19 protein-coding genes are annotated in these 14,995 nt (G+C 57.0%); 7 read left to right on the forward strand and 12 right to left on the reverse strand.

The window, feature by feature from the left end:
- The first annotated feature begins 4 nt into the window (after positions 1-4).
- The 3 genes from citF to citG are packed head-to-tail and all read left to right on the forward strand — an operon-like array spanning position 5 to position 2,884.
- A complete protein-coding gene (gene citF, locus QQF33_RS10750) occupies positions 5-1,525 on the forward strand; it encodes a citrate lyase subunit alpha (RefSeq protein WP_285148355.1) in 1,521 nt (506 codons plus the stop codon).
- 2 nt (positions 1,526-1,527) lie between these two features.
- Positions 1,528-2,067, forward strand: coding sequence for a citrate lyase holo-[acyl-carrier protein] synthase (gene citX / locus QQF33_RS10755; RefSeq protein ID WP_285157789.1), 540 nt, complete (start codon positions 1,528-1,530; stop codon positions 2,065-2,067).
- Positions 2,045-2,884, forward strand: coding sequence for a triphosphoribosyl-dephospho-CoA synthase CitG (gene citG, locus QQF33_RS10760; protein WP_285157790.1), 840 nt, complete (start codon positions 2,045-2,047; stop codon positions 2,882-2,884). The genes citX and citG overlap by 23 nt, the downstream gene beginning before the upstream one ends.
- A 44-nt stretch (positions 2,885-2,928) precedes the next feature.
- On the opposite strand, the gene QQF33_RS10765 is transcribed toward citG, so the two are convergent.
- The 4 genes from QQF33_RS10765 to mutY all read right to left on the reverse strand — a co-directional run bounded on the left by QQF33_RS10765 (position 2,929) and on the right by mutY (position 7,050).
- Positions 2,929-4,185 carry a nucleoside permease gene (locus QQF33_RS10765; RefSeq protein ID WP_285157791.1) on the reverse strand — a complete coding sequence of 419 codons (1,257 nt, stop codon included), beginning with the start codon at positions 4,183-4,185 and terminating at the stop codon, positions 2,929-2,931.
- 314 nt (positions 4,186-4,499) lie between these two features.
- A complete protein-coding gene (mltC, locus tag QQF33_RS10770) occupies positions 4,500-5,576 on the reverse strand; it encodes a membrane-bound lytic murein transglycosylase MltC (protein ID WP_285143822.1) in 1,077 nt (358 codons plus the stop codon).
- Positions 5,577-5,698: 122 nt separating this feature from the next.
- Positions 5,699-5,971, reverse strand: a complete 273-nt coding sequence (locus tag QQF33_RS10775) for an oxidative damage protection protein (protein WP_100778991.1) — start codon at positions 5,969-5,971, stop codon at positions 5,699-5,701.
- A 26-nt stretch (positions 5,972-5,997) separates the two neighbouring features.
- Positions 5,998-7,050 carry an A/G-specific adenine glycosylase gene (gene mutY, locus QQF33_RS10780; protein ID WP_390888470.1) on the reverse strand — a complete coding sequence of 351 codons (1,053 nt, stop codon included), beginning with the start codon at positions 7,048-7,050 and terminating at the stop codon, positions 5,998-6,000.
- 144 nt (positions 7,051-7,194) lie between these two features.
- Between mutY and trmB the strand changes: the two genes are divergently transcribed.
- From trmB to QQF33_RS10795, 3 genes are read left to right on the forward strand one after another with little or no spacing between them, the layout of a single operon-like run.
- Complete coding sequence (gene trmB, locus QQF33_RS10785; RefSeq protein ID WP_282494387.1) at positions 7,195-7,914, forward strand: tRNA (guanosine(46)-N7)-methyltransferase TrmB; 720 nt, start codon at positions 7,195-7,197, stop codon at positions 7,912-7,914.
- A complete protein-coding gene (locus tag QQF33_RS10790; RefSeq protein ID WP_129035117.1) occupies positions 7,911-8,237 on the forward strand; it encodes a YggL family protein in 327 nt (108 codons plus the stop codon). The genes trmB and QQF33_RS10790 overlap by 4 nt, the downstream gene beginning before the upstream one ends.
- Positions 8,238-8,286: 49 nt before the next feature.
- Positions 8,287-9,006 carry a YggN family protein gene (locus QQF33_RS10795; protein ID WP_103946645.1) on the forward strand — a complete coding sequence of 240 codons (720 nt, stop codon included), beginning with the start codon at positions 8,287-8,289 and terminating at the stop codon, positions 9,004-9,006.
- Between the two features lie 174 nt (positions 9,007-9,180).
- On the opposite strand, the gene QQF33_RS10800 is transcribed toward QQF33_RS10795, so the two are convergent.
- The 6 genes from QQF33_RS10800 to QQF33_RS10825 form a co-directional block, all read right to left on the reverse strand.
- Positions 9,181-9,546: an endonuclease domain-containing protein gene (locus tag QQF33_RS10800; protein ID WP_285157792.1), complete on the reverse strand. Its 366-nt coding sequence runs from the start codon at positions 9,544-9,546 to the stop codon at positions 9,181-9,183.
- 63 nt (positions 9,547-9,609) lie between these two features.
- Positions 9,610-10,752, reverse strand: coding sequence for a radical SAM family heme chaperone HemW (gene hemW, locus QQF33_RS10805; RefSeq protein WP_103946643.1), 1,143 nt, complete (start codon positions 10,750-10,752; stop codon positions 9,610-9,612).
- Positions 10,745-11,338 carry an XTP/dITP diphosphatase gene (locus tag QQF33_RS10810; protein ID WP_095283300.1) on the reverse strand — a complete coding sequence of 198 codons (594 nt, stop codon included), beginning with the start codon at positions 11,336-11,338 and terminating at the stop codon, positions 10,745-10,747. Before QQF33_RS10810 ends, hemW begins: the two co-directional genes overlap by 8 nt.
- A 3-nt stretch (positions 11,339-11,341) precedes the next feature.
- Positions 11,342-11,638, reverse strand: coding sequence for a DUF167 family protein YggU (yggU, locus tag QQF33_RS10815; RefSeq protein ID WP_285157793.1), 297 nt, complete (start codon positions 11,636-11,638; stop codon positions 11,342-11,344).
- On the reverse strand, positions 11,635-12,201 hold the full coding sequence (locus tag QQF33_RS10820) for a YggT family protein (RefSeq protein ID WP_095283298.1): 567 nt from the start codon (positions 12,199-12,201) through the stop codon (positions 11,635-11,637). The genes yggU and QQF33_RS10820 overlap by 4 nt, the downstream gene beginning before the upstream one ends.
- 18 nt (positions 12,202-12,219) lie before the next feature.
- Entirely contained in the window at positions 12,220-12,924 is a 705-nt protein-coding gene (locus QQF33_RS10825) for a YggS family pyridoxal phosphate-dependent enzyme (protein ID WP_285157794.1), read from the reverse strand.
- 18 nt (positions 12,925-12,942) lie between these two features.
- Here QQF33_RS10825 and QQF33_RS10830 point away from each other — a divergent pair, with 18 nt between their 5' ends.
- A complete protein-coding gene (locus tag QQF33_RS10830; RefSeq protein ID WP_285148365.1) occupies positions 12,943-13,923 on the forward strand; it encodes a type IV pilus twitching motility protein PilT in 981 nt (326 codons plus the stop codon).
- 5 nt (positions 13,924-13,928) lie between these two features.
- On the opposite strand, the gene ruvX is transcribed toward QQF33_RS10830, so the two are convergent.
- Both ruvX and QQF33_RS10840 read right to left on the reverse strand, forming a co-directional pair.
- Positions 13,929-14,345 (reverse strand): Holliday junction resolvase RuvX, encoded by a 417-nt coding sequence (gene ruvX, locus QQF33_RS10835; protein WP_285157795.1) that lies wholly within the window; start codon positions 14,343-14,345, stop codon positions 13,929-13,931.
- Positions 14,345-14,905, reverse strand: a complete 561-nt coding sequence (locus QQF33_RS10840) for a YqgE/AlgH family protein (protein ID WP_103946638.1) — start codon at positions 14,903-14,905, stop codon at positions 14,345-14,347. Before QQF33_RS10840 ends, ruvX begins: the two co-directional genes overlap by 1 nt.
- Between the last annotated feature and the right edge of the window lie 90 nt (positions 14,906-14,995).

A 14,995-nucleotide genomic window follows, 5' to 3' on the forward strand; every position in this document is an offset into this window, starting at 1 on the left:
CACAATGAATCAGACAGAATTGCTCCACCTGAATTTCCCCCATCTGCGGGAACTGAAACCCTTTGATACGGCCCACAGCGCCACGCCGTGGTTGGCCGACGTCGACGCCAAACATCACCGCAAGCTGTGTGAAAGCCTGGAAGAGGCCGTGAAGCGCAGCGGCCTGCAGGACGGGATGACCATTTCGTTTCATCATGCTTTTCGCGAAGGTGACCGGGTGATAAATAACGTTGTCGCGCTGCTGGCTAAAATGGGCTTTAAAAATCTGACCCTGGCGTCCAGCTCGCTGATGACCTGCAACGATGCGCTGATCGAACATATCCAGAGCGGCGTGATCACCCGGATCTACACCTCCGGGATGCGCGGCAAACTTGCGGATGCTATCTCTCACGGGCTGATGGACGAGCCAGTGCAGATCCACTCCCACGGCGGACGCGTCAAACTTCTGCAGGATGGCGAGCTCAACATCGACGTCGCGTTCCTCGGCGTGCCGTGCAGCGATGAGTTTGGCAACGCCAACGGCACTCAGGGGAAATCCTGCTGCGGCTCGCTGGGCTATGCGATGGTCGATGCCCATTTTGCCCGTAAAGTGGTGCTGCTCACGGAAGAGCTGGTGCCGTTCCCGAACATGCCCGCCAGCCTGGTGCAGGATCGCGTGGACTATGTCGTGCAGGTCGAGAGCGTGGGCGATCCGGCGAAGATCAGCGTCGGCGCGGCGCGTGTCACCAGTAATCCGCGCGAGCTGATGATTGCCCGCTATGCGGCAGATGTGATTGAACACTCCGGCTATTTCAAAAACGGTTTCTCGATGCAAACCGGCTCCGGCGCGGCGGCCACCGCCTGTACGCGCTTTATGGGCGAAAAAATGGAGCGCAGCGGCGTGAAAGCGCGCTTCGCGCTGGGCGGGATCACCGGCAGCCTGGTTGACCTGCACGAGAAAGGGCTGATTGAAAAACTGCTCGATACTCAATGCTTTGACGGACAGGCAGCGGCCTCGCTGGCGCGCAATCCGAATCACGTGGAGATCTCCACCAACGTCTACGCCAATCCCGGCAGCAAAGCGGCGAGCTGCGATCAGCTCGACGTGGTGATCCTCAGCGCGCTGGAAATTGACGTCGATTTCAACGTTAACGTCATTACCGGCTCCGACGGGGTGATGCGCGGGGCATCGGGCGGGCACTGCGATGTGGCGGCCGCCGCGAACCTGACGATTGTCGTCGCACCGCTGCTGCGCAGCCGTATCCCGACGGTGGTGAAACGTGTGACCACGCGCTTAACCCCAGGAGAAAGTATCGACGTGCTGGTGACCGATCACGGTATCGCCGTCAACCCTGCGCGCCCGGAGATCCGCGAGCGGCTGGAAGCGGCGGGGCTAAAGGTTGTTGATATCGAGGCCCTATACGCGCGCGCAATTTCGCTCACCGGGGAGCCAAAACCTATTGAATTTACCGACAAAATCGTCGGCGTGATCCGCTACCGTGACGGCAGCGTGATCGACACCGTCCGACAGGTTAAGGAGTCATAATCATGACCATTGCGACACCCGTGCAAACGGGTGTCAGCCTTACGCAGATGCTGGCGGCGAAAGAGAGCCGTGCGACGCGTCAGGCTGACTGGCTTACGCACTATCAACAACCGGTGATTTCCCTGACCCTGGTGACGCCCGGTGCAATCAAAGACAGCCTGCGCTATCGCAATACCATGGGCGTGGCGTTGCAGATGTGCGATCAGCTGCTGTGGGAACACCGCTGGCAGGTGCTGGATCGTCAGGTTTTGTGGCTGCCGACGGGGCCGGAAGCCATGTGGTGCGTGGCCCATCAGGCACCGGAAATCAAAGCCCACTGCGCCGAGCTTGAACAGACGCACCCGCTGGGGCGGCTGTGGGATATGGACGTGATTTGCCCGAGCGCCGGGCACGTCGGGCGGCGTTCGCTGGGGGAGAACATGCGCCGCTGCCTGATCTGCGACGAACCCGCTCACGCCTGTTCCCGCTCGCGTCAGCATCCGGTCGAGCAGGTTGTCGCCCGCGTGGAGAAGATTGCCGATGACTGGTTCGCTCGCGACTAAACCGCGCGTCTTAAATGTGCCACTGCTCGCCGAAGAGGCTCTGTGGCTGGAGCTGGAGCTCACACCGAAGCCGGGGCTGGTGGACAAGCTCAATAGTGGTTCGCATCGCGATATGGATCACGGGCTGTTTGTCCGCAGCATCACGGCCATCGCGCCGTGGTTTTTGCGCTTTGCGGAGCTGGGCGCGGAACATGCCGCGAAACCGGCCTCAGAACAACTGCGCCTGATTCGTCCGATGGGGATGGCCTGCGAGCAGGCGATGTACGCCGCAACGGGAGGGATCAATACACATAAAGGCGGGATTTTTGCGCTGGGGTTGCTCTGTTATGCCGCCGGGCGGGTGCCGAATGTGAATGCACATACACTCTGTTGTGAGGTGAGTAACATGTGCCGCGGGCTGGTGGATCGCGAGCTGGTGGGTCGTTTGGGCAGGGCAACCGCCGGTGAGCGTCAATATCAGGATTATGGTTTAACGGGGGCGCGCGGCGAAGCGGAGAGCGGGTTTGCGACGGTAAGAAAGGTGCTGGCGCAGTGGAATCGTCAGTCGCTGCATGATTTGCTGTTGCGCTTAATGGTGGTGAATCAGGACAGTAATCTGGTGTCGCGCGGCGGCATGGAAGGGCTGCGCTATGTGCAGCGATACGCTCAGCATCTCGTGGCTCATGGCTGGGATCGGGCGGCGCTGGCGGAGATGGATAATGCGCTGATTGCGCGAAACTTAAGCCCGGGAGGCAGTGCAGATTTGCTGTCGGTGGGGATTGTGCTGGCGGAATGTTGCCCGGCGGCGCTACGCTTGCCGGGCCTACAAAAGCCTTAGGCCGGGTAAGGCGAAGCCGCCACCCGGCACAAGAGCATCACATCTTAATGTGCGGTTGGCTGTGCGCCATTCGGAACACGGACGTGTTTGTATTTGAACAGGGCGATGAAGGCGAAGAACAGCACCAGCGAGTAACCGGCGAAGATCAGCCACACTGGCTGCCAGTCGGTGATCCCGTTGGTGGTATACATTTCCACGACTTTACCGCTCACGATGCCGCCGAGAATACAGCCGAAACCGTTTGTCATCATCAGGAACATACCCTGAGCACTGGCGCGAATTTCAGGCTTAACTTCTTTTTCGACAAACACCGAACCGGAGATGTTGAAGAAGTCGAAGGCGCAGCCGTAAACAATCATCGACAGAACCAGCAGCACGGTGCCGAACGGCGTTGGGTCGCCGTAGGCGAACAGACCGAAGCGCAGCATCCACGCGAAGATACTGATCAGCATCACGTTCTTGATGCCGTAGCGGCTCAGGAAGAACGGGATGGTCAGGATGAACAGGGTTTCAGAGATCTGCGAAATCGACATCATCACCGACGCGTGCTCAACGATAAAGCTCCCGGAGAACAGCGGGTTGTTATCGAAGCTATGCAGGAAGGTGTTCCCGAACATGTTGGTGATTTGCAGCTCAGCGCCCAGCAGCATGGAGAAGATAAAGAAGATCGCCATGCGTTTGTTTTTGAACAGCGCGAATGCATCCAGACCGAGCATGGAGCTCCAGCTCTGTTTCTGCTGCTGATTAGACACCGGAATGTGCGGCAGGGTCAGCGTGAACAGGGCCAGCAGTACGGACAGGCCAGCACCGATATAGAGCTGCATGTGGCTCAGCTCAAAGCCTGCGAAGCTCACGCCCCACATCGCCATGATAAAGCCGATGGTGCCCCAGATACGGATTGGCGGGAAGTCCGTCACGATGTCCATTCCCGCAGATTTAATGCGGTAGTAGGAGATGGTGTTGATTAGTCCAAGCGTTGGCATATAGGCCAGCGAGTTCAGGAGGATCACCATAAACATCGCCCCCGGCGTGGTCACCCCGGCTGCCATAAACAGCGTTCCTGCCCCCACCAGGTGACAAAGCGCGTAGAGCCATTTTGCGCTAATCCATTTGTCCGCCACGATCCCCAGAAGCGTTGGCATAAAGACCGCTGCAATACCCAGCGAGCTATATACGGCACCGATAGACGCACCGTCGAACTTGAGCGTCACAAACATGTAGGAGCCGAGCGTGGTTAGCCAGCTCCCCCACAGACAGAACTGCAGAAACGACAAGATTTTAAGCTGCAGCTTAAGGTTCATGTTACTTTCCTCACAATTGAGCGGGAGATATGTTGTTATGGGAACATTCAGGGTTGTTATTTGATGCAATTCTATCAGCAGGCGAGGTTATGTTTTGTTACCTCCCGCAAAAAAATGCAATCCTCATTAATTTGCAGTTTAGATTGTGATGCAAATAACATTTTCGTATGGATGGGGTTGGGCTGGTGCGGTCTGTTGCCCTCACCCCGGCCCTCTCCCGCAGGGAGAGGGAGAAAAACCGTCCTCAGCGGGGGAGGGAGAACACCAGACCGTCCCCTCTCCCTTTGGGAGAGGGTTAGGGTGAGGGGAAAAAACTATCTACGACGATAATTCTTCTGCGCCGTATTTACCTTATAAAGATAACGGCGAGATTCGGCGGAAGGGTGGCGGGTGGTCAGGGTCGAGTAAACATCCCCTGGCGCCATGCTGTTGATGATGTTCGCGGCCTGGATTTTATCGTTCGAGAACACGCGCAGTACGCTGCCCGCGCCGCCGTTGTACGCGGTGATCACCGCATAACGACGCGACGTTGGGTTATCAATGCCACCCAGATAGACATTGCTCAGCATCGCCAGGTAGGCGGTGCCGGTATCAATGTTGCTGGCTGGATCGAACAGGAAGCTGCGGCTCGGCGTGCCGGATTTACCCTGCGAACGGAACACGTCTTTCCCGGCGCTGTGCTGGACGACCTGCATCAGCCCTAACGCGTCGGAACGACTCACCGCGTACGGGTTAAACGACGATTCGGTCTGCATAATCGCCAGGATCAGCGACTCATCCACGCCGTATTTGCGCGACGCCTGACGCACCATGCCCACGTACTTATGCGCACGCTTGTCGAGGTGGTTTGGCACCAGATTGATGGTCACGCTGTAGATGATTTTCAGGCCGTTGCTGCGGCTTTTCAGACGCGTTTTCAGCAGATAGTCGGCGAAGGCGGTGGCGCGTCCTTCCCAGCGGATTGCCTGACCGGTCTGATCAACAACCTGTCCGTAGAGGAACGGCTCTTTGGAGATGGTGATATCGTCAGCGTCGGAATAGAGGTCGATTGAGCCGGGATCGTCACCCATCAGCAGGGTTTTGACGATCGCCTGGCGTAAGCGCGCCGCAGGCTCCGTTCCCGCGATGGTCTCGATCGTGATCGTACCCTCATCAAAGTTGATGTGGCTACGAGTCTGGTAGGCGTCGGTATATTTAACGTAGTCCTTCGGTCCCGCGATCAGAACTTCGTTAAATCCCCAAATATTCTCGATGTTGTGGGCAAACTGCCCCATCAGAATGTCAAAACCGTTCGTGTCCTTTACCCAGGCTTCGTTATAGCTATCGCCTTTTTTACTGGAACAAGACACAAGCAACGGCGCAACAAGGGCTAGCGCTAATAATTTTTTCATCATTCCGGGATTGCGTGTTGTGTTTGCTTTGTCGCGACCGTTGCCGGGTGGCGCTGCGCTGACCCGGCCTACCGTCCGTAGGCCAGTGCAAGCGAAGCGCCGCCGGGCATCAGCCCGCGCGGTTATTTTTCCGGCGGCGTGTAGCCTTCAATGTGCACATCTTTGCCTTCAAACAGGAAGTTCACCATCTCCTGCTCCAGCAGCTTGCGGTGTTCCGGGTTCATCATGGTGAGTTTTTTCTCGTTGATGAGCATGGTCTGCTTCTGCTGCCACTGCGCCCATGCCTCTTTGGAGATTTCGTTATAGATGCGCTTGCCCAGTTCGCCAGGATAGAGCTGGAAATCCTGCCCTTCGGCGTCGCGCTGCAGATAGGTACAAAAAATTGTTCTGGCCATTCTTATTCCTCGTTGTCTTGTCGAAGCTAAACCACTGCTCCGGCACGTAATTGCTGTAACAGGCGCTCCACGGGAGCTGCCAGCCCGACGGATGGCGGTTGCGCTAAGTTATACCAGAGAGCCACGCCTTCATCCATGCAAGAGGCGAAGGAGGACACGGGAAGCCACATTGGCACAATATCCAGATGGAAATGGCTAAAGGTGTGGCGAAACGCCGTCAACTGCTGGAGTTTATCGGCGTTGATATGCCGCTGTGTCAGCCACTCCCGCAGACCCTCTTCGCTGTCAAACTGCGGAAAACAGTACAGTCCGCCCCATAAGCCGCTCGGCGGACGCTGGGCAAGAAACACCTCATCGCCGTGCTGCATTAACAACATAAAGCCCGTGCGTTCAGGGATCGTCTGCTTCGGTTTTTTGCCCGGATACTGCGCCCAGGAGTGATTCGCATAGGCCACGCAGATGTTGTTCACCGGGCAGAGCTCGCATTTCGGTTTGGAGCGAGTGCAGACGATCGCCCCCAAATCCATCATCGCCTGGTTGAAGCGCTCAACGCCTTTCGCGGGCGTCACCGCTTCGCTGATCTCCCACAGGCGTTTCTCAACATCCTTCTTGCCCGGCCAGCCGTCCACTGCGTAACAGCGCGCCAGCACGCGTTTCACGTTACCGTCGAGGATCGGGAAATGTTTACCGAGTGAGAGAGAAAGCACCGCGCCCGCCGTGGAACGACCGACGCCAGGCAGGGCCGCCACCTCATCGAAGGTTTCCGGGAACTTACCTTTATGCAACGTCGCCACCTGCTGCGCCGCTTTATGCAGATTGCGCGCGCGGGCGTAATAGCCAAGCCCGGTCCACAGGTGCAGCACTTCATCGAGCGGCGCGTTGGCGAGATCGGTGATCGTCGGGAATCGCGCCATAAAACGCTCGAAGTAAGGAATAACCGTCGCGACCTGCGTTTGTTGCAACATCACCTCGGAGAGCCATACTTTGTACGGCGTTTTTTCAATTTGCCAGGGCAGGGTTTTACGCCCGTATTTGTCGTACCAGTCCAGCACCTGGGCTGAAAATTGAGAGGCTTGCATGAGTATCGATTCGCATAATCAGGGACGCAGATTGCAGCACAGCGCCTTGCGACTGTAAACCGGATCTTTCCCATGCTTGCATACAGGGCTTAACTTTGGATAATGCCCGTTTCCCGAACAATCTCACAAGCAGACTACTCTTTTATGAAAAACGACGTCATTTCACCGGAATTTGATGAAAACGGTCGCCCGCTGCGCCGTATTCGCAGCTTTGTCCGCCGTCAGGGGCGCCTGACAAAAGGGCAGCAACATGCGCTGGATAACTACTGGCCGGTGATGGGCGTTGAGTTCAGCGAACAGCCAGTCGACTTCGCCGAACTGTTTGGTCGCGATGCGCCGATCACCCTGGAGATCGGTTTCGGTATGGGTTCTTCGCTGGTGACGATGGCGAAAGCGCGTCCGGAGCAGAATTTCCTCGGCATCGAAGTGCACTCACCGGGCGTGGGCGCATGCCTTGCCACCGCGCACGAAGAGGGCGTCGAGAACCTGCGCGTCATGTGCCACGATGCGGTCGAAGTGCTGCACAAAATGATTCCTGACAATTCTTTGAACATGGTTCAGCTCTTTTTCCCTGACCCGTGGCACAAAGCACGTCATAATAAACGCCGTATCGTTCAGGCAGAATTTGCTGAGCTTGTGAAAAGTAAGCTAAAACTGGGCGGTGTCTTCCATATGGCCACCGACTGGGAACCTTACGCGGAACACATGCTGGAAGTGATGTCGTCACTCGACGGGTATAAAAACCAGTCACAGAGCAACGACTACGTACCGCGACCGGATTCACGTCCGGTAACGAAATTTGAACAGCGTGGCCATCGTCTTGGTCACGGTGTATGGGACTTAATGTTCGAGAGGGTTAAATAATGGCAAACCGTAGCCGTCGTCTGCGTAAAAAGATGCACATCGAGGAATTCCAGGAAGTCGGTTTTTCCGTCGCATGGCGTTTCCCGGAAGGGACGAGCGTAGAAACCATTGATAAGGAAGTTGACGCCTTTATCGATGAAGTGATCGAGCCGAACAAACTGGCGTTTGATGGCAGCGGCTATCTCTCCTGGGAAGGCCTGATCTGCAAGCAAGAGATCGGTAAGTGTACCGAAGAACAGCAGACACTCGTGCGCAAATGGCTGGAAGACCGCAAATTCGAAGAGGTCCGCGTTAGCGAACTTTTCGACATTTGGTGGGACTAACTAGCAAAGGGCCGGCAAATGCCGGCCCGTTTTGTCTTGAGGGATAAATATGATGCGCAAAACGCTGCTGGCTGTGGCATTGATGACCACCGCGTTAACTGCCCATGCGGAATACAAATGTGAAGTCACACCGCGCGACGATGTGATTCTCAGCCCGCAAACCGTTCAGGTAAAAGGTGAGAACGGTAATCTGGTGATCACGCCAGATGGCAACGTGATGTACAACGGCAAACAATATACCCTGAGCGCGGCCCAACGCGAGCAGGCGAAAGATTATCAGGCGGATCTCCGCTCGGCGCTGCCGTGGATCGACGAAGGCGCTTTGACGCGCGTCGAGAAAGGCCGCGTGGCGCTGGATAAGATCATCGCTAAAGAGGTGGGTGAGAGCAGCAATATGCGCACCCGCCTGACCAAGCTGGACGCCCAGCTGAAAGAGCAGATGAACCGCATCATCGAGCACCGTACGGATGGCCTGACGTTCCACTACAAGGCTATCGATCAGGTCCGCGCCGACGGCCAGAACCTGGTGAATCAGGCGATGGGCGGCATCCTGCAGGACAGCATCAATGAGATGGGTGCGAAAGCCGTGCTGAAAGGCGGCGGTAATCCACTGCAGGGTGTGTTAGGCAGCCTGGGCGGATTGCAGACTTCGATTCAGAACGAATGGAAGAATCAGGAAGCGGATTTCCAGAAGTTTGGCAAAGATGTGTGCCAGCGCGTCGTGACGCTGGAAGATAGCCGGAAGGCGCTGGTGGGGACGCTTAAGTAAGGTGCGGCTTGTTGCCCTCACCCTAACCCTCTCCCACGGGAGAGGGGATCTGTCAGGTGCGGTTTGTTGCCCTCACCCTAACCCTCTTCCACGGGAGAGGGGATCTGTCAGGTGCGGTTTGTTGCCCTCACCCTAACCCTCTCCCACGGGAGAGGGAATCTGTCAGGTGCGGTTTTAGCTCCCTCTCCCTTTGGGAGAGGGCTGGGGTGAGGGGACCAGACGGCTCAAACCGTCCAAAATGGCACCCAACACCCCTTCCTCATTCGTCCTGAATTCATTATTCCAGAAACGAATCACTCGCCAGCCGCTGGCGTTCAAAAACGCAGTCCTGCGTAAATCATATTCGTGATTATCGTCATGCTGGCCGCCATCAAGCTCGACAATCAACCTTGCCTCAAAGCAGGCAAAATCCACAATGTATGACCCTATGGGCATCTGGCGGCGAAACTTGAACCCGTAAAAACGACGCCCCCGGAGTAAATACCAGAGGTGAAGTTCTTCGGGAGTCATACCTTTGCGGAGTTGTTTAGATTTTTCCATCCCCACACTCTGCCAGCCTTTCCCTCGGCCAGCAGAACGGGATGCAAAATCCTGAAGCTGTCTTCAGGACTCTTCGGCGAGGAACAGCTCAAGCAGAGAGTTTAGGAACAACTTTCCGTGTTCGGTGATCTGCCAGAATGCGTCGCACTCTGTCAGATACCCTTTCGCCAGCGCTTCATCAATCTGCGGGCGAATCACCGATTCCGGCAAGCCGGTGTAGAGCGCAAACTCCGCGCGCGGCGCGGCTTCCAGCAGACGGAAGCGGTTCATGAAAAACTCGAAAGGTTTATCTTCCACTTCCACATCGTGCTGACGTTCCAGATAACGCCCTTCCATGTACCCACGCGGATGACGGGTTTTGGCGGTACGCAGAATGCGCCCGTCGGGGAAGGTCACTTTGCCGTGGGCGCCGCAGCCAATCCCTAAATAATCACCAAAACGCCAGTAGTTCAGGTTGTGCTGACACTGATAGCCCGGCTTCGCGTAGGCGGAGGTTTCGTACTGCTGATAACCCGCCGCTGTCAGCAGTTGATGACCTTGTTCGAAAATATCCCACAGGGCGTCGTCATCGGGCAGGACCGGCGGACGCGAACCAAACAGCGTGTTCGGCTCAATCGTCAGCTGATACCAGGAGAGATGCGGCGGGTTCAGCTCGATGGCCTGGCGCAGATCGTCCAGCGCCTCTTCCAGAGACTGGTCGGGCAGCCCGTGCATCAAATCGAGGTTAAAGCTGCGCAGCCCCAGACCGGTCGCCAGATGCGCCGCGCGCTTCGCCTCTTCCGGGCCGTGGATACGCCCCAGACGCTTGAGTTTAGGTTCGCTAAAACTCTGGACGCCAATCGAAATACGGTTCACCCCGGCGCGCTGATACTCGACAAAACGGTCGGCCTCAACGGTGCCAGGGTTGGCTTCCATCGTAATTTCCGCATCGGCTGCCAGATTCAGGCGCGCTCGCACGCCGTCCAGCAGCGTTTGCATCGCCGGGCCAGAGAGCAGGCTCGGCGTACCGCCACCAATAAAAATGGTCTTAACTTCACGTCCCTGTGCGTAAGGTACGTCGGCATCCAGATCGGTTAACAGATGCTGAACGTAGTCGTCATGCGGCACTTCGCCTTTCAGCGCGTGCGAATTGAAATCGCAGTACGGGCATTTCTGCACGCACCACGGGATGTGAATATAAAGACTCAGAGGTGGCAAATTAGCCATTACGTAATGCTTCCAGTAACAGTTTCAACGCGCGCCCACGATGGGAAATCGCGCTTTTTTCTTCGCGGGTCAGTTCCGCGGCGGTTTTGCCCTCAGAAGGGACAAAGAAAATCGGATCGTAGCCAAAGCCGCCGTTACCCGCCGATTCGCGAGCAATCACGCCCGGCCAGCTGCCGTGGCAGACGATCGGCGTCGGGTCTTCTGCATGACGCATATAGACCAGCACGCAGTGGAACTGCGCCTGACGCTGTGCGTCCGGCACGTCTTTCAGGGTTTCCAGCAGCTTTTCCAGGTTCTGCTGATCGGTTGCATCCACGCCGGAGTAGCGCGCAGAGTAAATACCGGGTGCGCCGCCCAGGGCATCTACCGCCAGGCCTGAATCATCCGCAATCGCCGGAAGACCGGTCACCTGTGCCGCATGACGCGCTTTCAGGATCGCATTTTCGATAAACGTCAGGCCGGTCTCTTCCGCCGAATCCACGCCCAGCTCGGTCTGCGCGACCACATCCAGACCAAAATCATTTAATAGCGAGGCCAGCTCGCGCACTTTACCGGCGTTACCGGTGGCGAGAACAACTTTCTGCATAATTTAATCCTGTTGTGACAGTGCCGCGACTTCCGCCGGGATGTTTTGCGGGTTGAGGATTTTTACCTGTTTATGACGTCCCAGTTCACCCTTTTCAATGATGACCTGGCTTTTGGCGACGCGAAACTGTTTTGCCAGATATTTGGTCAAATGCGCGTTCGCCTGGCCGTCCACGGGAGGAGCGGTAATGGCGACTTTTAATTCGTCGCCATGTAATCCGACAATGCTGTCGCGGCTGGCTTTCGGCTGTATATACAGCCGTAAAACCAGCCCGTCGACGCAGGGGCTGACGGCACTCATAGCGCCATCCACAGCCCCGGCAGCAGCATGTTGCCCGTTGACTGTAACAGTTCAGCGATGCCCATGTTCAGGACATACAGCAGCAGAACCAGAATCATCGGCGAAAAATCGATTCCACCCATGGCTGGCAGCAGATTGCGGATCGGGCGCAGGAGCGGCTCGGTCAGCTGAATCATGGCGTACTCGACCGGACTACGGCCGCGGCTGACCCAGCTCATCACCGCCATCACCAGCAGCACCCAGAAGATCAGCAGGCCGATGGTTTTCAGCAGGATTAATACGGCGGCGATCCAGATGATCGGCTGGAAGGTGACCACCATAAACAGCACGATGGCTTTGATGATACTGAGCACAAACGCCACCAGCAGGGAGGCGCTGTCGATTGGCCCCATCGGCGGGATCACGCGGCGCAGCGGCCCAATCACAGGCTGCGTGATTTTCACGACAAACTGCGAGAAGGGGTTATAAAAATCACAGCGGGCCCACTGCATCCAGACGCGTAACAGCAGCGCCATCGTATACAGCTCAATGACCGTTGAGAGCAGGAAAGTCAACGTCTTCATGGCGTTCCTCAGGTTTCCTTATTTTGGGGTGTAATCGCGCGCACCGAAAATAGCTGTGCCGATGCGCACCATAGTGCTGCCTGCCGCGATGGCGGCTTCCATATCATCCGACATGCCCAGTGAAAGCGTGTCTACGGTGGTGTAGCGCGCTTTAAGCGCCTCAAATGCTACAGCCATTTGCTGTGCTACGGCAAACTGCCTGTCGTAACTCGTTTCGGGTGCCGGAATCGCCATCAGTCCACGCAAGGTCAGACCGGGCAGTTCCGCCACCTGTTCGGCCAGCGCATCCAGCTCAGCCAGAGTGATACCTGACTTACTGTTCTCATCACTAATATTGATTTGAATCAGGATGTTAAGCGGAGCCATCCCGGCAGGGCGTTGATCGCTCAACCGCGTCGCGATACGCAGGCGGTCGACCGTATGACACCAGTCGAAATGCTCTGCGACCAGCCGACTTTTGTTCGACTGCAGCGGGCCGATAAAGTGCCATTGTAGGCTCGCCTTCCCGGCTTGCTGGAAATAGCGAATTTTGTCCACACCCTCCTGAACGTAGTTTTCACCAAAAGCACGCTGCCCGGCGTCGATGGCTTCTGCGATGGCGCTCGCAGGCTTGGTTTTACTCACTGCAAGCAACGAAACTTCTTCTGAAGCACGGCCGCAACGCGTTGCAGCGGCTGAGATTTTGTCCCTGACCTGTGCCAGGTTATGCGCAATGTCGTTCATGAGTCCGAGGATGGTTGTATGGATATGGAAGAAATTGTGGCCCTTAGTGTAAAGCATAATGTCTCGGATCTACACCTGTGCAGCGATTCCCCGCCGCGCTGGCGTAGATTAGGCAAACTCGAACCCGCGCCGTTTCCCCCGCCCGATGTCGCGCTGCTGTTAAAGTCCTGGCTGAATGACGAACAGCAGGGCGCATGGTGGGCGAACGGGCACGTGGATTTTGCGGTGACGTTGCTCGGCGGCCAGCGATTGCGCGCCAGCGCGTTCGTGCATATTCATGGCGTCTCGCTTACGCTGAGGCTGCTACCGGTGGAGTGCCCGCAGCTCTCGACGCTCGGCGTACCGCGCGTCATTCCCGATCTGCTCTCCAGTGACAACGGCCTGATTCTGGTCACGGGAGCGACCGGCAGCGGCAAATCCACCACGCTGGCGGCGATGGTGGATTATCTAAACCACCACTGCGACGGGCATATTCTGACGCTGGAAGATCCGGTGGAGTATGTCTATCAAAGCCACCGCTGTCTGATCCAGCAGCGTGAGATCGGCCTGCACTGCCCGACATTTGCGCAGGCGCTACGGGCGGCGCTGCGCGAAGATCCGGATGTCATTCTTCTGGGCGAACTGCGCGACAGCGAAACGATCCGCCTGGCGCTCACGGCGGCGGAGACCGGGCATCTGGTGCTGGCGACGCTGCATACGCGCGGAGCATCGCAGGCCATTGAACGGCTGGTGGACACTTTTCCGGCCGAAGAGAAAGATCCGGTGCGTAATCAGCTGGCAGGAAGTTTACGTGCAGTACTGGCGCAAAAGCTGATGCGGGACGTTCAGGGCGGGCGGGTGGCGCTGTTCGAGATGCTGGTCAACACACCGGCTTCGGCGAACTTAATTCGCGAGGGGAAAACCTGGCAGTTGCCCGGCGTGATTCAGACCGGGCAGCAGGCGGGGATGCAGAACTTCGACCAGAGTCTCGCCGAGCGTAAAGCGCAGGGAAGGCTTTAGCGACGTTAAAACCCTTGCTCGAAGAAACTTTCGAGGATGATCACCGCCGAGGCTGAATCGACGCTGCCTTTGTTCAGGGCGCGGAAGCCGCCGTGCTCAAACAGACCGGCGCGGGCTTCAACGGTGCTCAGGCGTTCATCGTGCAGCATAACCACGACGCCAAAGCGGCCATGGATCTTATTGGCAAATTTACGCGCGCGGGCGGTGAGCGGCTGCTCGGTGCCATCCATGTTGAGTGGCAGGCCGACGATAACGGCTTCGGGTTGCCACTCTTTCAGCAGGCGCTCGATGATGTTCCAGTCGGGCGTGCCGTCCTGGGCTTTTATCGCCGTCAGCGGACGCGCGGTGCCGGTAATGCGCTGGCCGATCGCCACGCCGATACTTCGGGTGCCGAAATCAAAACCAAGAAGGGTTCCGCTCATTATGCGTGCCCCGCTACGCCAGGCATGGTCTGGATGTCGATACCAATGAGTTTCGCCGCTTCACGCCAGCGATCGGCGATCGGAGTTTTAAACAGAATGTTCAGGTCGGCAGGGGCGGTGAGCCACGCGTTGTCGAGGATCTCCTGCTCCAGCTGGCCTTTCTCCCAGGAGGAGTAGCCCAGCGCGACCAGCACTTCGGAAGGCTGATTATGCGTGCCCAGGGTTTCCAGCACGTCGCGTGAGGTGGTGATAACCGTATTATCGGAAACGCGAATGCTGGAGGAGAAACCCGGAGGAGTATGCAGAATAAAGCCACGATCTTCTGCCAGCGGGCCGCCGAGCATCACCGGCTTATCAAGGCGGATCTCCGGGGCGCGATCTTCAGGGGTGATCTTGAGCTTTTCAAGAATGCCCTCGATTTGCAGATTTTCCAGCGGTTTGTTGATGATAATCCCCATCGCGCCGTCTTCGCTGTATTCGCAGATATAAACGACCGAGCGACGGAAAATCGGGTCCTGGAGAGCAGGCATGGCAATAAGAAAGTGATGCTGTAAATTCATTGTCAGAGGTTCTGATTCCTGGTTTAAAAAGCGACAAGGCCCAGTATGCGGAGAAACCTGGGCCTTGTATATACTTCGCCGTTAAGCGAG

Source organism: Lelliottia wanjuensis, from assembly GCF_030238365.1.
GTDB classification, from domain to species: domain Bacteria; phylum Pseudomonadota; class Gammaproteobacteria; order Enterobacterales; family Enterobacteriaceae; genus Enterobacter; species Enterobacter wanjuensis.

Excerpts from the sequence above, each read along its gene's own strand:
- citF (WP_285148355.1), top strand. The coding sequence starts at position 5 with ATGAATCAGACAGAATTGCTCCACCTGAATTTCCCCCATCTGCGGGAA.
- citX (WP_285157789.1), top strand. The coding sequence starts at position 1,528 with ATGACCATTGCGACACCCGTGCAAACGGGTGTCAGCCTTACGCAGATG.
- citG (WP_285157790.1), top strand. The coding sequence starts at position 2,045 with ATGACTGGTTCGCTCGCGACTAAACCGCGCGTCTTAAATGTGCCACTG.
- QQF33_RS10765 (WP_285157791.1), bottom strand. The coding sequence starts at position 4,185 with ATGAACCTTAAGCTGCAGCTTAAAATCTTGTCGTTTCTGCAGTTCTGT.
- mltC (WP_285143822.1), bottom strand. The coding sequence starts at position 5,576 with ATGAAAAAATTATTAGCGCTAGCCCTTGTTGCGCCGTTGCTTGTGTCT.
- QQF33_RS10775 (WP_100778991.1), bottom strand. The coding sequence starts at position 5,971 with ATGGCCAGAACAATTTTTTGTACCTATCTGCAGCGCGACGCCGAAGGG.
- mutY (WP_390888470.1), bottom strand. The coding sequence starts at position 7,050 with ATGCAAGCCTCTCAATTTTCAGCCCAGGTGCTGGACTGGTACGACAAA.
- trmB (WP_282494387.1), top strand. The coding sequence starts at position 7,195 with ATGAAAAACGACGTCATTTCACCGGAATTTGATGAAAACGGTCGCCCG.
- QQF33_RS10795 (WP_103946645.1), top strand. The coding sequence starts at position 8,287 with ATGATGCGCAAAACGCTGCTGGCTGTGGCATTGATGACCACCGCGTTA.
- QQF33_RS10800 (WP_285157792.1), bottom strand. The coding sequence starts at position 9,546 with ATGGAAAAATCTAAACAACTCCGCAAAGGTATGACTCCCGAAGAACTT.
- hemW (WP_103946643.1), bottom strand. The coding sequence starts at position 10,752 with ATGGCTAATTTGCCACCTCTGAGTCTTTATATTCACATCCCGTGGTGC.
- QQF33_RS10810 (WP_095283300.1), bottom strand. The coding sequence starts at position 11,338 with ATGCAGAAAGTTGTTCTCGCCACCGGTAACGCCGGTAAAGTGCGCGAG.
- yggU (WP_285157793.1), bottom strand. The coding sequence starts at position 11,638 with ATGAGTGCCGTCAGCCCCTGCGTCGACGGGCTGGTTTTACGGCTGTAT.
- QQF33_RS10820 (WP_095283298.1), bottom strand. The coding sequence starts at position 12,201 with ATGAAGACGTTGACTTTCCTGCTCTCAACGGTCATTGAGCTGTATACG.
- QQF33_RS10825 (WP_285157794.1), bottom strand. The coding sequence starts at position 12,924 with ATGAACGACATTGCGCATAACCTGGCACAGGTCAGGGACAAAATCTCA.
- QQF33_RS10830 (WP_285148365.1), top strand. The coding sequence starts at position 12,943 with ATGGATATGGAAGAAATTGTGGCCCTTAGTGTAAAGCATAATGTCTCG.
- ruvX (WP_285157795.1), bottom strand. The coding sequence starts at position 14,345 with ATGAGCGGAACCCTTCTTGGTTTTGATTTCGGCACCCGAAGTATCGGC.
- QQF33_RS10840 (WP_103946638.1), bottom strand. The coding sequence starts at position 14,905 with ATGAATTTACAGCATCACTTTCTTATTGCCATGCCTGCTCTCCAGGAC.